Origin of the sequence: Pseudomonas kribbensis (assembly GCF_003352185.1) — a bacterium.
Lineage (GTDB): Bacteria > Pseudomonadota > Gammaproteobacteria > Pseudomonadales > Pseudomonadaceae > Aquipseudomonas > Aquipseudomonas kribbensis.
Window position 1 is genome coordinate 4,846,605 of record NZ_CP029608.1, and the last position, 16,957, is coordinate 4,863,561.

A 16,957-nucleotide genomic window follows, 5' to 3' on the forward strand; every position below is an offset into this window, starting at 1 on the left:
GTTTTATTTGTAACAACTATTAACTAAACGGCTAACAGTCGAAGACGTTTATCAGGTAATGCCAACAAACGCCCACTTATATATAGCGGATGACGCTAACGCCTAGCACGTTAAGTCAGTTTTGTGCGCCGATCCTAATAAATCAATTCTGTACTGAAAACAGATGTGAAAAATTTGCCAAAACCCGAAAAGCAACTAGCGTCATAACTCGAAAGTAATAGGATCCATTCCCAACCATATCGACCAAAGGCCTCTGGGACGGGCCCTCCAGACAGTAGCCTTATGCCTGCAGTGGATTCATAAGTCATTCATTAACAATGGAATGTGGCCATGCACTGATCTATGTCAGCTGTTTGAACAGTCAACAGAACTACGCTGTGAACTCTTCTCTCCTGCAATGGAGTCATGCAATGTCTGAAGCTCCCGGAAAACTACGACTAGGTGCACTGGTTGCCCTGGTAGTCGGATCAATGATCGGTGGCGGGATATTCTCTTTGCCACAAAACATGGCCGCCAGCGCCGATGTCGGTGCGGTACTGATCGGGTGGGCCATCACCGCCGTCGGCATGCTCACCCTCGCTTTCGTCTTTCAAACCCTCGCCAATCGCAAACCTGACCTGGACGGCGGTGTGTACGCCTACGCCAAGGCCGGTTTTGGCGACTACATGGGTTTCTCTTCGGCCTGGGGCTACTGGATCAGTGCCTGGCTGGGCAACGTCGGTTACTTCGTTCTGCTGTTCAGTACCCTTGGCTACTTCTTTCCGGTTTTCGGTGAGGGCAACACCGTTGCCGCCGTGATTGGTGCCTCGGTGCTGCTGTGGGCCGTGCACTTTCTGGTGCTGCGCGGAATCAAGGAGGCGGCGTTCATCAACCTGGTGACCACCGTCGCCAAGGTCGTGCCGCTGCTGCTGTTCGTCCTGATCGCGATCTTCGCCTTCAAACTGGACATCTTCACCGCCGACATCTGGGGCGTGAAAAACCCGGACCTGGGCAGCGTGATGAACCAGGTGCGCAACATGATGCTGGTCACCGTGTGGGTGTTCATCGGCATCGAAGGCGCGAGCATCTTCTCGGCCCGGGCGGAAAAACGTTCGGACGTGGGTAAAGCCACCGTGATCGGCTTCATCACCGTGCTGCTGTTCCTGGTGCTGGTGAACGTGCTGTCGCTGGGCATCATGACCCAACCGGAACTGGCCAAACTGCAGAACCCGTCGATGGCCGCCGTGCTGGAGCACGTGGTCGGTCACTGGGGCGCGGTGCTGATCAGCGTCGGTCTGATCATCTCGCTGCTGGGGGCGCTGCTGTCGTGGGTGCTGCTGTGCGCGGAGATCATGTTCGCCGCCGCCAAGGACCACACCATGCCGGAGTTCCTGCGCAAGGAGAACGCCAACCACGTGCCGGTCAACGCCCTGTGGCTGACCAACGCGATGGTGCAGTTGTTCCTGGTCATCACCCTGTTCTCGGCCAGCACTTACCTGTCGCTGATCTACCTCGCCACTTCGATGATTCTGGTGCCGTACCTGTGGTCGGCGGCCTACGCCCTGCTGCTGGCGGTACGTGGCGAAAGCTACGAAGGCTTCGCGGCAGAACGGCGCAAGGACCTGATCATCGGCGGCATCGCCCTGATCTACGCGATCTGGCTGCTCTACGCCGGCGGCGTGAAGTACCTGCTGCTCTCGGCCCTGCTCTATGCGCCCGGCGCGATCCTGTTCGCCAAGGCCAAGCTCGAACTCAAACAACCGGTTTTCACCAACGTCGAGAAGCTGATTTTCGCCGCGGTGGTCGTGGGTGCCCTGGTGGCGGCCTACGGTCTCTACGACGGCTTCCTGACTCTGTAATTGCCAAACGTTTATCTCTGGAGGATCACTGAAATGACCACGGAAAAAGTTAAGTACGGCGTCCATTCCGAAGCCGGCAAACTGCGCAAAGTCATGGTTTGTTCCCCAGGTCTGGCCCACCAGCGGCTGACCCCGAGCAACTGCGACGAACTGCTGTTCGACGATGTGATCTGGGTCAATCAGGCCAAGCGCGACCACTTCGACTTCGTCACCAAGATGCGCGAGCGCGGGATCGAAGTGCTGGAAATGCACAACCTGCTGACCGACATCGTCGGCAACCCCGAAGCGCTGAAATGGATTCTGGATCGCAAGATCACCCCGGACACCGTCGGCGTCGGCCTGACCAACGAAGTGCGCAGCTGGCTCGAAGGCCTGGAGCCACGCAAGCTCGCCGAGTTCCTGATCGGCGGCGTGGCCGGCGAGGATCTGCCGGACAGCGAAGGCGCCAGCGTGATCAAGATGTACCGCGACTACCTGGGCCACTCCAGCTTCCTGCTCGACCCGCTGCCCAACACCCAGTTCACCCGCGACACCACTTGCTGGATCTACGGCGGCGTGACCCTCAACCCGATGTACTGGCCGGCCCGTCGTCAGGAAACCCTGCTGACCACCGCCATCTACAAATTCCACCCTGACTTCACCGGTGCCGACTTCGAAGTCTGGTACGGCGACCCGGACAAGGACCACGGCAAGGCCACCCTCGAGGGCGGCGACGTGATGCCGATCGGCAATGGCGTGGTGTTGATCGGCATGGGCGAGCGCACCTCGCGTCAGGCCATCGGCCAACTCGCACAGTCGCTGTTCGCCAAGGGCGCGGTGGAAAAAGTCGTGGTCGCCGGCCTGCCGAAATCCCGCGCGGCGATGCACCTGGACACCGTGTTCAGCTTCTGCGACCGCGACCTGGTCACGATCTTCCCGGAAGTGGTCAAGGAAATCGTGCCGTTCATCATCCGTCCTGACGAAAGCAAGCCTTACGGTCTGGACGTACGACGGGAGAACAAAACGTTCCTCGAAGTCGTGGCCAACTCGCTGAACCTGCCGAACCTGCGCGTAGTGGAAACCGGCGGCAACAGTTTCGCCGCCGAACGCGAGCAGTGGGATGACGGCAACAACGTGGTGGCCGTGGAACCGGGCGTGGTCATCGGCTACGACCGCAACACCTACACCAACACCCTGCTGCGCAAGGCAGGCGTGGAAGTCATCACCATCAGCGCCGGCGAACTGGGCCGTGGCCGTGGCGGCGGCCACTGCATGACCTGCCCGATCATCCGCGACCCGATCGACTATTAAAACTCTGAGCCCTGGCCGCGACTCACAAAGAGCGGCCAGGGGGATAACCGACACCGAAGGAGATCCATCATGGCTTTCAACATCCACAACCGTAACCTGCTCAGCCTGGAACACCACACACCACGTGAGCTGCGTTACCTGCTCGACCTGTCCCGCGACCTGAAACGCGCCAAGTACACCGGCACCGAGCAGCAACACCTGAAGGGCAACAACATCGCCCTGATCTTCGAAAAAACTTCGACCCGCACCCGCTGCGCGTTCGAAGTCGCTGCCTATGACCAGGGCGCCAACGTCACCTACATCGACCCGAATTCCTCGCAGATCGGCCACAAGGAAAGCATGAAGGACACGGCCCGCGTGCTGGGTCGCATGTACGACGCCATCGAGTACCGTGGCTTCAAGCAGGAAATCGTCGAAGAGCTGGCCAAGTTCGCCGGCGTACCGGTGTTCAACGGCCTGACCGATGAATATCACCCGACCCAGATGATCGCCGACGTGCTGACCATGCGTGAGCACGCCGACAAGCCGATCCACGAGATCAGCTACGTCTACCTGGGTGACGCCCGCAACAACATGGGCAACTCGCTGCTGCTGGTCGGCGCAAAACTGGGCATGGACGTGCGCATCTGCGCGCCGAAAGCCCTGTGGCCCCACGATGATCTGGTACAGCGCTGCAAAAAATACGCAGAAGAAAGCGGTGCCCGCATCACCCTGACCGAAGACCCGAAAGCCGCCGTCAAAGGCGTGGACTTCATCCACACCGACGTCTGGGTATCGATGGGTGAGCCGGTTGAAGCCTGGGCCGAGCGCATCGAGCAACTGCTGCCGTATCAGGTCAACGCACAACTGATGAAAGCCACCGGCAACCCGCGCACCAAGTTCATGCACTGCCTGCCGGCGTTCCACAACAGCGATACCAAGGTCGGCAAACAGATCGCCGAACAGTATCCGCACCTGGCCAACGGCATCGAAGTGACCGACGACGTGTTCGAGTCACCGGCCTGCATCGCCTTCGAGCAAGCGGAAAACCGCATGCACACCATCAAGGCGATTCTGGTGTCGACCCTGGCTGATCTGTAAGCGTTGCCCCTGACCTGCGGGCGCCGCCAAAGGCTGCCCCCGCAGGCTCACCGAATTCTGAAAGGACTGCATTATGCGTATCGTCGTAGCTCTGGGCGGTAACGCCCTGCTCCGCCGTGGTGAGCCGATGACCGCTGACAACCAGCGCGCCAACATCCGCATCGCCACCGAGCAAATCGCCAAGATCCACCCCGGCAATCAACTGGTCATCGCCCACGGCAATGGCCCGCAAGTCGGCCTGCTGTCGTTGCAGGGCCTCTCCTATAAACCCGATGAAGCCTACCCTCTGGACGTGCTCGGTGCCGAAACCGAAGGCATGATCGGCTACATCATCGAACAGGAACTGGGCAACCTGCTGGACTTCGAAGTCCCGTTCGCCACCCTGCTCACCCAGGTCGAAGTCGATCCCAAGGATCCGGCTTTCAAGGACCCGACCAAATTCATCGGCCCGGTCTATGCCAAAGAAGAAGCCGAGCGCCTGGCCAAAGAGAAAGGCTGGGTGGTCAAGGCCGACGGTGACAAATACCGTCGCGTGGTGGCCAGCCCGAAACCCAAGCGCATCTTCGAAATCCGCCCGATCAAGTGGCTGCTGGACAAGGGCAGCATCGTGATCTGCGCCGGTGGTGGCGGCATCCCGACCATGTACGACGAGAAGCGCAACCTCAAAGGCATTGAGGCAGTCATCGACAAGGACCTGTGCTCGTCGCTGCTCGCCGAACAGCTGGAAGCGGACTTGCTGGTGATCGCCACCGACGTCAACGCGGCGTACATCGACTTCAAAAAAACCACCGAGAAAGCCATTGCCCAGGCCCACCCGGACGAACTCGAACGCCTGGGCTTCGCCGCCGGTTCCATGGGGCCGAAGGTGCAGGCAGCTTGCGAATTTGCACGCCATACTGGCAAGGTCGCGGTAATCGGTTCGCTGGCGGACATCGAAGCCATCGTCCAGGGCACCGCCGGTACGCGGGTGAGCACCTCGAAACCCGGCATCACCTACCGATAAAAAAGAAATGCTGGGGCAGACTCCAGGTCTGCCCTTCTCCCATGCCTTGAAAGGAGAGAACACCATGGCCCAGTTCGAACCCGGTCATTTGCACATCGAGCGGCACGCGTTGACCAAAGATGACGTCAACTACAACATCCGCCTCGAATACGAGGTGTCGCAGGATCCGCAAAAAGGCAAAGGGATACAGTTCCGGCTGGTTGGAAGCATCCAGGGCAAAGAGGTCAACGAACCGTTCTTTCTGCCCAAGGAAGAGGCCTACAACTTCGCGCGCAACGTGACGCAGATTGCCGAAAAGTACGGCATCCCCAAGAGCCACAGCCAGATCGGCTCGGTGCACAAGCATTACGACCTGATGTTTGAAGACATTCGTACGCAGTTGAATATGAAATCCGGGGATCCGGTCAATCCCGAGCATTTCGAGTGACCCGAACTCACCCCATACCCCCTGTGGGAGCGAGCTTGCTCGCGAAAGCGCTCTGTCAGTCCATATCTTCATTGCTGATACACCGCATTCGCGAGCAAGCTCGCTCCCACAAGGGTATGTAGCCAGCGGAAGAACGCGCCCGGTTTCACCATTTCCCCGCCCCAAGGCATACTTGCCCCCCTCCGCACTCCAGAACCCAGAACCGCCCCATGCGTATCCACGTCAGTTTCATCGACCGCGTCGGCATCACCCAGGAAGTCCTGGCGATTCTCGGTGGACGCAATCTCAATCTGGATGCGGTGGAAATGGTCCCGCCGAACGTCTACATCGACGCCCCGACCCTCAGCCCGCAAGTGCTCGAAGAGTTGAAAGATGCGCTGTTCCGGGTGCGTGGCGTGGAAGCCGTGGTGGTGGTCGACATCCTCCCCGGCCAGCGTCGGCACTTGCAGCTCGACGCATTGCTCGCGGCGATGACCGACCCGGTGCTGGCCCTCGACAGCGCCGGCAAGGTGTTGCTGGCCAACCCGGCGCTGATCGCCCTGTACGGTCGCGAACCGGCGGGCGAAAGTGTCTCTGAGCTGTTCAACGATCCGGGCCTGCTCGAGACCTTGCTCGAACAGGGTTTCCGCCTGCCGCTGCGGGAAATCACCGTCAACGGCCAGACCTTGTTGCTGGATGCCACGCCGATCACTGACGCCGGCGCCCTGCTGACCCTGTATCAACCGAACCGCATCGGCGAACAGCTCTCGGCGCTGCACCACGACCATGCCGAAGGTTTCGATGCGTTGCTCGGCGAGTCGCCGCCGATCCGCACGCTCAAGGCCCGCGCGCAACGGGTGGCGGCCCTCGATGCGCCGCTGTTGATCCAGGGCGAAACCGGTACCGGCAAGGAACTGGTGGCCCGCGCCTGTCACGCCATCAGTGCCCGGCACAACGCACCGTTTCTGGCGCTGAACTGCGCGGCCCTGCCGGAGAACCTCGCCGAGAGCGAACTGTTCGGCTACGCCCCCGGCGCCTTCACCGGCGCACAACGGGGCGGCAAACCGGGGCTGATGGAACTGGCCAACCAGGGCACAGTGTTCCTCGACGAGATCGGCGAGATGTCGCCGTACTTGCAGGCCAAGCTGTTGCGCTTTCTCAACGATGGCAGCTTCCGTCGGGTGGGCGGCGATCGCGAAGTCAAAGTCGATGTGCGGATCCTCAGCGCGACCCACCGTGACCTGGAAAAAATGGTCAGCGAAGGCCTGTTCCGCGAAGACCTGTTCTACCGCCTCAACGTACTCAACGTCGAAGTGCCGCCGTTGCGCGAACGCGGTCAGGACATTCTGTTGCTGGCGCGCTATTTCATGCAGCAGGCCTGCGCGCAGATCCAGCGCCCGGTCTGCCGCCTCGCGCCCGGCACCTATCCGGCGCTGCTCGGCAACCGCTGGCCGGGCAACGTGCGGCAATTGCAGAACGTAATCTTCCGCGCCGCCGCCATCTGCGAAAGCAGCCTGGTGGACATCGGCGACCTCGACATCGCCGGCACCTCCGTGGCACGCCAGACCGACACCGACGTCGACAGCCTGGAAGAAGCGGTGGAAGCCTTCGAGAAATCGCTGCTGGAAAAACTCTACGTCAGCTACCCCTCGACCCGCCAACTGGCCGGCCGCCTGCAGACCTCGCACACGGCGATTGCCCATCGGCTGCGCAAGTACGGGATTCCGGGAAAAGCCTGACCCCGCCAAAAGCGACCTCCATCTGTACTGAAAGCGCTACAGCGGAACGATATCGCTACACCCTTCTCCGATCACCGCCGTGCAAGGCTTTGATCCGCTTCAGCTTTTTTCTTCGCCCCGAGCTGTAGCGATTTCGCTACACACTCCACCCTCAAAGTCCATCGACAAAATGTCAACTCATTGATTTACAACGATATTTTTACGTTGGCCGCGTTCTTGCTAAGTAACCGTTCATAAAATCAGGGCATTACCGCCCAAGTAATCCACCGCGTCCACCAGACGAGTCTGGCCCTTAGGAGATTCCATGAGCGAGTTGCGTTTTACTGAAGATCACGAATGGCTGCGCGCCGAAGCCGATGGTTCTGTCACCGTTGGCATCACCGCTTTCGCGCAGAACGCTTTGGGCGACGTGGTGTTCGTGCAACTGCCTGAACTGCAGGCTTACGAGAAAGGCGCCGAAGCCGCCACTGTGGAATCGGTAAAAGCCGCGAGCGGCGTTTACATGCCGCTGGACGGGGAAGTCCTGGCCACCAACCCGGCGCTGGAAGACAGCCCTGAGCTGGTCAACGAAGATCCGCTGGGCGAAGGCTGGTTCTTCCGCTTCAAGCCGTCGGATGCTTCCGCCGTCGCCAAGCTGCTGGATCAGGACGCCTACGACCGTCTGATCAAAGCCCAAGCCGAAGCCTGAGGAACCTGACATGACCCAAGTAAATCTCGGCACCGCCAACGAATTCATCGCCCGTCACATCGGCCCGCGCGCCGGTGACGAGCAGGCCATGCTCAACAGCCTCGGCTTCGACTCGCTCGAAGCCCTGAGCGCCAGCGTCATCCCGGAAAGCATCAAGGGCACCAGCGTGCTCGGTCTGGACGACGGCCTGAGCGAAGCCGATGCCCTGGCAATGATCAAAGGCATCGCCGGCAAGAACCAGCTGTTCAAGACCTACATCGGCCAGGGCTACTACAATTGCCACACGCCGTCGCCGATCCTGCGCAACCTGCTGGACAACCCGGCCTGGTACACCGCTTACACCCCATACCAGCCGGAAATTTCCCAGGGCCGTCTCGAAGCGCTGCTGAACTTCCAGACCCTGATCAGCGACCTCACCGGCCTGCCGATCGCCAACGCTTCCCTGCTCGACGAAGCCACCGCCGCTGCCGAAGCCATGACCTTCTGCAAACGCCTGAGCAAGAACAAGGGCAGCCACCAGTTCTTCGCCTCGATCCACAGCCACCCGCAAACCCTCGACGTGCTGCGCACCCGTGCCGAGCCGCTGGGCATTGAAGTGGTGGTCGGCGACGAGCGTGAACTGAGCGACGTGACGCCATTCTTCGGCGCGCTGCTGCAATACCCGGCGAGCAACGGTGATGTGTTCGACTACCGTGAACTGACCGAGCGCTTCCACGCCGCCAACGCTCTGGTGGCTGTGGCTGCCGACCTGCTGGCCCTGACCCTGCTGACCCCGCCGGGCGAATTCGGCGCGGACGTGGCCATCGGCAGCGCCCAACGTTTCGGCGTACCGCTGGGCTTCGGCGGCCCGCACGCGGCTTACTTCTCCACCAAAGATGCGTTCAAGCGCGACATGCCGGGCCGTCTGGTCGGTGTTTCGGTTGACCGTTTCGGCAAACCGGCCCTGCGTCTGGCGATGCAGACCCGCGAGCAACACATCCGCCGTGAGAAGGCCACGTCGAACATCTGCACCGCACAAGTGCTGCTGGCCAACATTGCCAGCATGTACGCCGTGTACCACGGCCCGAAAGGCCTGACCCGGATCGCCAACCGCGTGCATCACCTGACCGCGATCCTGGCCAAGGGCCTGAGCGCACTGGGCGTGACCGTCGAGCAAACCAGCTTCTTCGACACCCTGACCCTGTCCACCGGCGCGCAAACTACTGCGCTGCATGACAAGGCCCGCGCCCAACAGATCAACCTGCGGGTGATCGATGCCCAGCGTCTGGGCCTGTCGGTCGACGAAACCACCACCCAGGCCGACATCGAAACCCTGTGGGGCCTGTTCGCCGACGGCAAGGCTTTGCCTGATTTCGCTACTCTTGCCGCTGCCGCGCAAAGCACCATTCCAGCCGCACTGGTTCGTCAGTCGCCAATCCTCAGCCACCCGGTGTTCAACCGCTATCACTCGGAAACCGAGCTGATGCGCTACCTGCGCAAACTGGCGGACAAGGACCTGGCACTGGATCGCACCATGATCCCGCTGGGCTCGTGCACCATGAAACTCAACGCCGCCAGCGAAATGATCCCGGTGACCTGGGCCGAATTCGGCGCCCTGCACCCGTTCGCCCCGGCCGAGCAAAGCGCCGGTTACCAGCAACTGACCGACGAACTGGAAGCGATGCTCTGCGCCGCCACCGGTTACGACGCGATCTCGCTGCAACCGAACGCCGGTTCCCAGGGTGAATACGCAGGCCTGCTGGCGATCCGTGCCTACCACCAGAGCCGTGGCGAAGACCGTCGCGACATCTGCCTGATCCCGTCGTCCGCCCACGGCACCAACCCGGCCACCGCCAACATGGCCGGCATGCGTGTGGTCGTGACCGCCTGCGACGCCCGTGGCAACGTGGACATCGAAGACCTGCGCGCCAAGGCCATCGAGCACCGCGAACACCTCGCCGCGCTGATGATCACTTACCCGTCGACCCACGGCGTGTTCGAAGAAGGCATCCGCGAAATCTGCGGCATCATTCATGACAACGGCGGTCAGGTGTACATCGACGGCGCCAACATGAACGCGATGGTCGGTCTCTGCGCCCCGGGCAAGTTCGGCGGCGACGTTTCGCACCTGAACCTGCACAAGACCTTCTGCATTCCGCACGGCGGTGGCGGCCCGGGCGTCGGCCCGATTGGCGTGAAATCGCACCTGACTCCGTTCCTGCCGGGCCATGGCCACATGGAGCGCAAGGAAGGCGCGGTCTGCGCAGCACCGTTCGGCAGCGCAAGCATTCTGCCGATCACCTGGATGTACATTCGCATGATGGGTGGCGCAGGCCTGAAGCGCGCTTCGCAACTGGCGATCCTCAATGCCAACTACATTTCCCGTCGCCTGGAAGAGCACTACCCGGTGCTGTACACCGGCAGCAACGGTCTGGTAGCGCACGAGTGCATCCTCGATCTGCGTCCGTTGAAAGACAGCAGCGGCATCAGCGTCGATGACGTTGCCAAGCGTCTGATCGACTTCGGCTTCCACGCCCCGACCATGTCGTTCCCGGTGGCCGGCACGCTGATGATCGAGCCGACCGAAAGTGAGTCCAAGGAAGAACTGGACCGCTTCTGCGACGCCATGATCCGCATCCGCGAAGAAATCCGCGCAGTGGAAAACGGCACCCTGGACAAGGACGACAACCCGCTGAAGAACGCACCGCACACTGCGGCAGAGCTGGTTGGCGAGTGGACTCACCCGTACAGCCGTGAACAAGCGGTGTACCCGGTGGCGTCGTTGATCGAAGGCAAGTACTGGCCGCCGGTCGGTCGCGTCGACAACGTGTTCGGCGACCGCAACCTGGTTTGCGCCTGCCCGTCGATCGAAAGCTACGCTTGACCTGTGAGAGGGCGGGTTCGCCCGCCCCTTTCATGCGTGCCTGATGTGCCTATAACAAGAAACCGGAGAACAACCATGTCGTTAAGCGTGTTCGACCTGTTCAAGATTGGCATCGGCCCCTCCAGCTCCCACACCGTCGGCCCGATGCGCGCTGCTGCGCGCTTCGTCGAAGGCCTGCGTCGGGAAAACCTGTTGTCGGCCACCACCAGCGTCAGGGTCGAGCTGTATGGATCCCTCGGCGCCACCGGCAAGGGTCACGGCAGCGACAAGGCCGTGCTGCTGGGCCTGGAAGGTGAGCACCCGGATACCGTGGATACCGAAACCGTCGCCGCACGTCTCACGCAGATTCGCGGCAGCGGGCGTTTGAACCTGCTCGGTGAACACAGCATTGCGTTCAACGAGAAAGAACATCTGGCAATGATCCGCAAACCGTTGGCCTATCACCCCAACGGCATGATTTTCCGTGCCTTCGATGCGGCGGGATTGCAGATCCGCAGCCGCGAGTACTACTCGGTTGGCGGCGGTTTTGTGGTCGACGAAGATGCGGCCGGTGCCGACCGTATCGTCGAAGACGCCACACCGCTGACCTTCCCGTTCAAAAGTGCCAAGGACTTGCTCGGTCACTGCGCCACTTATGGGCTGTCGATCAGCCAGGTGATGCTGACCAACGAAAGCGCCTGGCGCCCGGAAGCGGAAACCCGCGCCGGCCTGCTGAAAATCTGGCAAGTGATGCAGGACTGCGTGGCCGCCGGCTGTCGCAACGAAGGCATTCTGCCGGGTGGCCTGAAGGTCAAACGGCGGGCGGCGGCGTTACACCGGCAACTGTGCAAGAACCCGGAATCGTCGCTGCGCGATCCGTTGTCGGTGCTGGACTGGGTCAACCTCTACGCCCTCGCCGTCAACGAAGAAAACGCCAACGGCGGGCGTGTAGTGACAGCACCGACCAACGGTGCGGCGGGGATCATCCCTGCGGTGTTGCATTACTACATGCGCTTCATTCCCGGCGCCAACGATGACGGCGTGGTGCGCTTCCTGCTGACCGCGGCGGCCATCGGCATTCTGTACAAGGAAAACGCCTCGATCTCCGGCGCCGAAGTCGGCTGTCAGGGCGAGGTCGGCGTGGCCTGTTCGATGGCGGCCGGCGCGTTGTGCGAGGTCCTTGGCGGCAGCGTGCAACAAGTGGAAAACGCCGCTGAAATCGGCATGGAACACAACCTCGGCCTGACCTGCGACCCGATTGGCGGGCTGGTGCAGGTGCCGTGTATCGAGCGCAACGCCATGGGCTCGGTCAAGGCGATCAACGCCGTGCGCATGGCCATGCGCGGCGACGGGCAGCACTTCGTTTCCCTCGACAAGGTCATCCGCACCATGCGCCAGACCGGCGCCGACATGAAAAGCAAATACAAGGAGACCGCCCGCGGCGGTCTGGCGGTCAACATTATCGAGTGTTAATTAGCCCCCTCTTCCGCCGGGAGAGGGTTGGTGTGAATCAAGGAGTCACGCATGTCCACCGAACAACTGTCGAAAACCCCGCTGCACGCTCTGCACATCGAACTCGGCGCCCGCATGGTGCCGTTCGCCGGCTACGACATGCCGGTGCAATACCCGCTGGGCGTGATGAAGGAACACCAGCACACCCGTGAGCAGGCCGGGCTGTTCGATGTCTCGCACATGGGCCAGATCCGCCTGACCGGCGCCAATGCCGCCAAAGCCCTGGAGACCCTGGTGCCGGTGGACATCATCGATCTGCCGGTGGGCATGCAGCGCTACGCGATGTTCACCAACGAAACCGGTGGCATCCTCGATGACTTGATGGTCGCCAACCTCGGCAACGACGAACTGTTCCTGGTGGTCAACGCCGCGTGCAAGGATCAGGACCTGGCGCATCTGCAAAAACACATTGGCGATCAGTGCACCATTACCGAGCTGTTCGAAGCCCGCGCTCTGCTCGCGCTGCAAGGTCCGGCCGCAGTCACGGTGCTTGCTCGTCTGGCGCCGGAAGTGGCGAAGATGACCTTCATGCAGTTCGCCCGCGTGACGCTGCTGGGCGTGGATTGCTTCGTCAGCCGCTCGGGCTACACCGGTGAAGACGGTTTCGAAATCTCCGTACCGGCAGCCGATGCGGAAAAACTCGCCCGCGCCCTCCTGGCCGAGCCGGAAGTCGCCGCCATCGGCCTCGGTGCCCGGGATTCGCTGCGTCTGGAAGCCGGCCTGTGCCTGTACGGCCACGACATGAACACCGACACCACGCCAATCGAAGCCAGCCTGTTGTGGGCAATCTCCAAGCCACGCCGCGCCGATGGCGCACGGGCCGGCGGTTTCCCGGGTGCAGAACAGGTTTTCGGCCAGCAGCAGAACGGTGTCGCACGCAAACGCGTCGGCCTGCTGCCGCAGGAGCGCACGCCGGTCCGTGAAGGTGCAGAGATCGTCAACGAAGCCGGCGACATCATCGGCAGCGTGTGCAGCGGCGGTTTCGGCCCGACCCTGGGCGGGCCATTGGCGATGGGTTACCTCGACAGCGCCTATGTCGCACTGGACACGCCAGTCTGGGCCATCGTTCGTGGGAAAAAGGTGCAAATGCTTGTAAGCAAAATGCCATTCGTTCCACAACGCTACTATCGTGGTTGATTGACTGTTTCTATAAGTAACGCGATTGCGTTATGCGTGCACTAATGTGTAACGCAATCGCCATAAAACAGTGCACTTCCCTTACATTCGATTCGAATATGAACTTGGCTTATAACGTTCGAAAACAATTGAACAAGCTAATCGTATAAGCCCGACTAGTGGACTGACTAACAGCCGGCAAGCTCAGGAAAACCGGGGCCTTCACAGGGCTTGTTTTTCCTCCTGTAGTTGGCGTAGAGTTTGTCCACTGTGTTTGCATGGGTCAGCTTGGAATCGTGACCTGGGCAGTAGCCTACAAGTTAGCTACATCCCGTTCGACGTCTTCTTACTCTCCTGCAACCAGCCCCAGTACTCTTTCATGAGGAAGAGACTGTCATCAATTTTTGCGTCAAAGGAAATAAGAAATGTCCACACGTCAGAGCGGTACCGTCAAGTGGTTTAACGACGAGAAAGGTTTTGGTTTTATCACTCCAGAAAGCGGTCCGGATCTGTTCGTGCATTTCCGCGCTATTCAGGGCAACGGCTTCAAGAGCCTGAAAGAAGGCCAGAAAGTGACTTTCGTTGCCGTACAAGGCCAGAAAGGCATGCAGGCTGATGAAGTCATCGCTGAAGCCTGATTTTCTGTAACGAAAAAGCCCCTGATATTGATATCAGGGGCTTTTTTGTGCGCGCGAATCCGTAAAATGGCGCTTCACTTTCCGTCCAGAGGCTGCCATGTCGAAACACCTGCTCCTTCCCCAGGGCGACTTTCCTGCCGTCGGTCTCGGCCGTCGTCTGGCAGCGATGTTCTACGATTTTCTTCTGTGCACCGCCCTGCTGATCGTCACGGGCTTCATCTATAAGCTGATCCAGGCTGCAATCATCGGCGAAGAACGTCTGCGCGCAATGACCGACGCCGGCAAACTGGACGGCGACCCGCTGTATTCCACCGTGCTGCTGCTGGTGCTGTTCGGCTTCTTCGCCAAGTTCTGGACTCACGCCGGCCAGACCTTGGGCATGCAGGTTTGGGGCATCCGCGTACAGAACGCCGATGGCACCGCGATCAGCCTGTGGCAGGCGCTGCTGCGGTTCATGGTGTCGATCGCGTCGTGGCTGTGCCTCGGCGTGGGGTTCTTCTGGTCGCTGTTCGACAAGCGCAAACGCGCCTGGCATGACATCTATTCGGACACGCAACTGGTGCGGATCCCGAAGAAAGCCAAATAATCCTGCAGATGCAAAAACGCCCCGATCAGATCGGGGCGTTTTTGTTTGCGGCTCAAGGTCAGGCGTTGCCTGCCAGTTTCATCCGCGCAGCCTGAGTGAAGTCGAGCATGCGCTTGAGCGGGCGGATCGCCTGGGGAATCAGCGCCGGGTCGACGAAGATCTCGTTCGAGCCCTCCTGCAGGCACTTCAGCGTGCGCTCAAGGGTGTTCATGGCCATCCAGGGGCAATGCGCACAACTGCGGCACGCCGCGCCGTTACCGGCCGTTGGCGCCTCGATGAAGACCTTGTCCGGGCACAACTGCTGCATCTTGTAGAAGATTCCGCGGTCGGTAGCGACGATCAGGGTCTTGTTCGGCAGCGATTGCGCGGCAGCGATCAACTGGCTGGTGGAACCGACGGCGTCCGCCAGTTCGATCACCGACGTCGGCGACTCCGGGTGCACCAGAATGGCCGCGTCCGGGTACAGCGCCTTCATGTCTTCCAGCTGCTTGGACTTGAACTCTTCGTGAACGATGCAGGCACCGTCCCAAAGCAGCATGTCGGCGCCGGTCTGACGCTGAATGTAGGTGCCCAGGTGCTTGTCCGGGCCCCAGATGATGGTCTCGCCGTTATCCATCAGGCTTTCGACGATCTCCAGCGCGCAACTCGATGTCACCACCCAGTCGGCCCGGGCTTTGACCGCGGCCGAGGTATTGGCGTACACCACCACGGTGTGTTCCGGATGCTGATCGCAGAACGCCGAGAACTCATCCACCGGGCAACCCAGGTCCAGCGAGCAGGTCGCCTCCAGGGTCGGCATCAGCACGCGCTTTTCCGGGTTGAGAATCTTCGCGGTTTCACCCATGAATTTCACGCCGGCGACCACCACGGTCTTGGCCGGGTGAGCGTTGCCGAAGCGGGCCATTTCCAGCGAGTCGGAAACGCAACCACCGGTTTCTTCGGCGAGGGCCTGAATGATCGGATCGCAATAAAAGTGGGCAACCAGTACCGCGTCCTGAGCCTTGAGCTCGGCGGCGATGGCGGAACGGTAATAAGTCTCTTCCTCGGCCGTCAGCGGCTTGGGCTGCTTGGCGTCGAGGTGGGCTTGTACCAGAAGGCGTTCGGAAATCTGCGTCATGTTCGCAAGACCTGCAGGCGCATTCGCGCGAAAGTCGAGTATACACCCGGCTCCGGACCGCTTGAGGGTACCGCCGGGAGAGTGAGTTTTATCAGGCACGGACAGCGTTGAAGCTGCGCAAGGCTACAGAATATCCCGATGATGCAAAAGATGATTCTGACCTGTGTCAGCGCAGGAGGCGCGGAATGAAGAGATGCCCGAATCGCAGGCAAAAAAAAACCCGGAAATCCTCACTTTCGTGGGCCTTCCGGATTTTCTAAACCGCCAAATATGGTGGGTCGTGTGGGATTCGAACCTACGACCAATTGGTTAAAAGCCAACTGCTCTACCAACTGAGCTAACGACCCGCTGTGTGGTGGCGCGTATAATACTGATTTTTAAGGACTATTCAACACCTTTTTGAAAAAAATCAAAAATAAGGTGTTGGATCGCTCACGCCGGCCGCCGCAAAGCCCTCTGAGCGCAGACGGCAGCTGTCGCATTTGCCGCATGCACGGCCTTCATCATCAGCCTGATAGCAGGAAACGGTCAGCCCGTAATCGACACCAAGCTTCACGCCAGTCTGGACGATTTGTGCCTTGCTCAGGTTCTGCAGCGGCGCCTGGATGCGGAAACCATTGCCTTCCACACCGGCCTTGGTCGCCAGGTTGGCCATGCGCTCGAACGATTCGATGAACTCGGGACGGCAGTCCGGGTAACCGGAGTAATCCACGGCGTTGACGCCGATAAAGATGTCACGGGCGCCGAGTACTTCAGCCCAGCCCAATGCCAGCGACAGGAACACCGTATTGCGCGCCGGCACGTAAGTGACCGGAATGCCCTCGCCCAGTTCTTCAGGGATTTCGATGCTGGTGTCGGTCAGGGCCGAACCGCCCATGCCGTTCAGGTTCAGGCCAATGACCTTGTGCTCGACCACGCCCAAGTCGCGGGCAACGCGAGCAGCGGCGTGCAATTCAGCGTGGGAGCGCTGACCGTAATCGAAGCTCATGGTGTAGCAGGCGTAGCCTTCAGCACGGGCCATTGCCACCACGGTGGCCGAGTCCAGACCACCCGACAGCAGGATTACCGCACGTTTCTGGCTAGTGTTCAGTTGTTCAGTCAT

At 60.6% G+C, this 16,957-nt stretch carries 14 protein-coding genes and 1 tRNA gene; 12 read left to right on the forward strand and 3 right to left on the reverse strand.

Annotated features, from left to right (window positions below; all coding sequences use genetic code 11):
* Nucleotides 1–410: 410 nt before the first annotated feature.
* The 12 genes from arcD (at nucleotide 411) to DLD99_RS22205 (ending at nucleotide 14,738) form a co-directional block, all read left to right on the forward strand.
* On the forward strand, nucleotides 411–1,838 hold the full coding sequence (gene arcD / locus DLD99_RS22150) for an arginine-ornithine antiporter (RefSeq protein ID WP_114885052.1): 1,428 nt from the start codon (nucleotides 411–413) through the stop codon (nucleotides 1,836–1,838).
* A gap of 33 nt (nucleotides 1,839–1,871) precedes the next feature.
* On the forward strand, nucleotides 1,872–3,128 hold the full coding sequence (gene arcA / locus DLD99_RS22155) for an arginine deiminase (RefSeq protein WP_085709638.1): 1,257 nt from the start codon (nucleotides 1,872–1,874) through the stop codon (nucleotides 3,126–3,128).
* 69 nt (nucleotides 3,129–3,197) lie between these two features.
* Nucleotides 3,198–4,208: an ornithine carbamoyltransferase gene (locus tag DLD99_RS22160; RefSeq protein WP_114885054.1), complete on the forward strand. Its 1,011-nt coding sequence runs from the start codon at nucleotides 3,198–3,200 to the stop codon at nucleotides 4,206–4,208.
* A gap of 73 nt (nucleotides 4,209–4,281) precedes the next feature.
* The gene (arcC, locus tag DLD99_RS22165; RefSeq protein ID WP_114885056.1) at nucleotides 4,282–5,211 is read left to right on the forward strand and encodes a carbamate kinase; all 930 of its coding nucleotides are present in this window, start codon (nucleotides 4,282–4,284) and stop codon (nucleotides 5,209–5,211) included.
* A gap of 64 nt (nucleotides 5,212–5,275) precedes the next feature.
* On the forward strand, nucleotides 5,276–5,638 hold the full coding sequence (locus DLD99_RS22170) for a DUF5064 family protein (protein WP_085709636.1): 363 nt from the start codon (nucleotides 5,276–5,278) through the stop codon (nucleotides 5,636–5,638).
* Nucleotides 5,639–5,847: 209 nt separating this feature from the next.
* A complete protein-coding gene (locus DLD99_RS22175) occupies nucleotides 5,848–7,356 on the forward strand; it encodes a sigma-54-dependent transcriptional regulator (RefSeq protein WP_114885058.1) in 1,509 nt (502 codons plus the stop codon).
* 304 nt (nucleotides 7,357–7,660) lie between these two features.
* Nucleotides 7,661–8,044 (forward strand): glycine cleavage system protein GcvH, encoded by a 384-nt coding sequence (gene gcvH / locus DLD99_RS22180; RefSeq protein ID WP_114885059.1) that lies wholly within the window; start codon nucleotides 7,661–7,663, stop codon nucleotides 8,042–8,044.
* A gap of 10 nt (nucleotides 8,045–8,054) precedes the next feature.
* Nucleotides 8,055–10,907 (forward strand): aminomethyl-transferring glycine dehydrogenase, encoded by a 2,853-nt coding sequence (gene gcvP / locus DLD99_RS22185; protein ID WP_114885061.1) that lies wholly within the window; start codon nucleotides 8,055–8,057, stop codon nucleotides 10,905–10,907.
* A 75-nt stretch (nucleotides 10,908–10,982) separates the two neighbouring features.
* On the forward strand, nucleotides 10,983–12,359 hold the full coding sequence (locus DLD99_RS22190) for an L-serine ammonia-lyase (RefSeq protein WP_085730271.1): 1,377 nt from the start codon (nucleotides 10,983–10,985) through the stop codon (nucleotides 12,357–12,359).
* A 51-nt stretch (nucleotides 12,360–12,410) separates the two neighbouring features.
* On the forward strand, nucleotides 12,411–13,535 hold the full coding sequence (gene gcvT, locus DLD99_RS22195) for a glycine cleavage system aminomethyltransferase GcvT (RefSeq protein ID WP_114885063.1): 1,125 nt from the start codon (nucleotides 12,411–12,413) through the stop codon (nucleotides 13,533–13,535).
* Nucleotides 13,536–13,939: 404 nt separating this feature from the next.
* Nucleotides 13,940–14,152, forward strand: coding sequence for a cold-shock protein (locus DLD99_RS22200; RefSeq protein ID WP_007951194.1), 213 nt, complete (start codon nucleotides 13,940–13,942; stop codon nucleotides 14,150–14,152).
* Nucleotides 14,153–14,249: 97 nt separating this feature from the next.
* A complete protein-coding gene (locus tag DLD99_RS22205; protein WP_085730269.1) occupies nucleotides 14,250–14,738 on the forward strand; it encodes an RDD family protein in 489 nt (162 codons plus the stop codon).
* 58 nt (nucleotides 14,739–14,796) lie between these two features.
* Here DLD99_RS22205 and nadA read toward each other — a convergent pair whose 3' ends face one another.
* From nadA to queC, 3 genes are all read right to left on the reverse strand, one after another.
* Nucleotides 14,797–15,855 carry a quinolinate synthase NadA gene (gene nadA / locus DLD99_RS22210; RefSeq protein WP_114885065.1) on the reverse strand — a complete coding sequence of 353 codons (1,059 nt, stop codon included), beginning with the start codon at nucleotides 15,853–15,855 and terminating at the stop codon, nucleotides 14,797–14,799.
* A gap of 271 nt (nucleotides 15,856–16,126) precedes the next feature.
* A tRNA-Lys gene (locus DLD99_RS22215) sits at nucleotides 16,127–16,202 on the reverse strand.
* 62 nt (nucleotides 16,203–16,264) lie between these two features.
* On the reverse strand, nucleotides 16,265–16,957 hold the full coding sequence (queC, locus tag DLD99_RS22220; protein WP_114885067.1) for a 7-cyano-7-deazaguanine synthase QueC: 693 nt from the start codon (nucleotides 16,955–16,957) through the stop codon (nucleotides 16,265–16,267).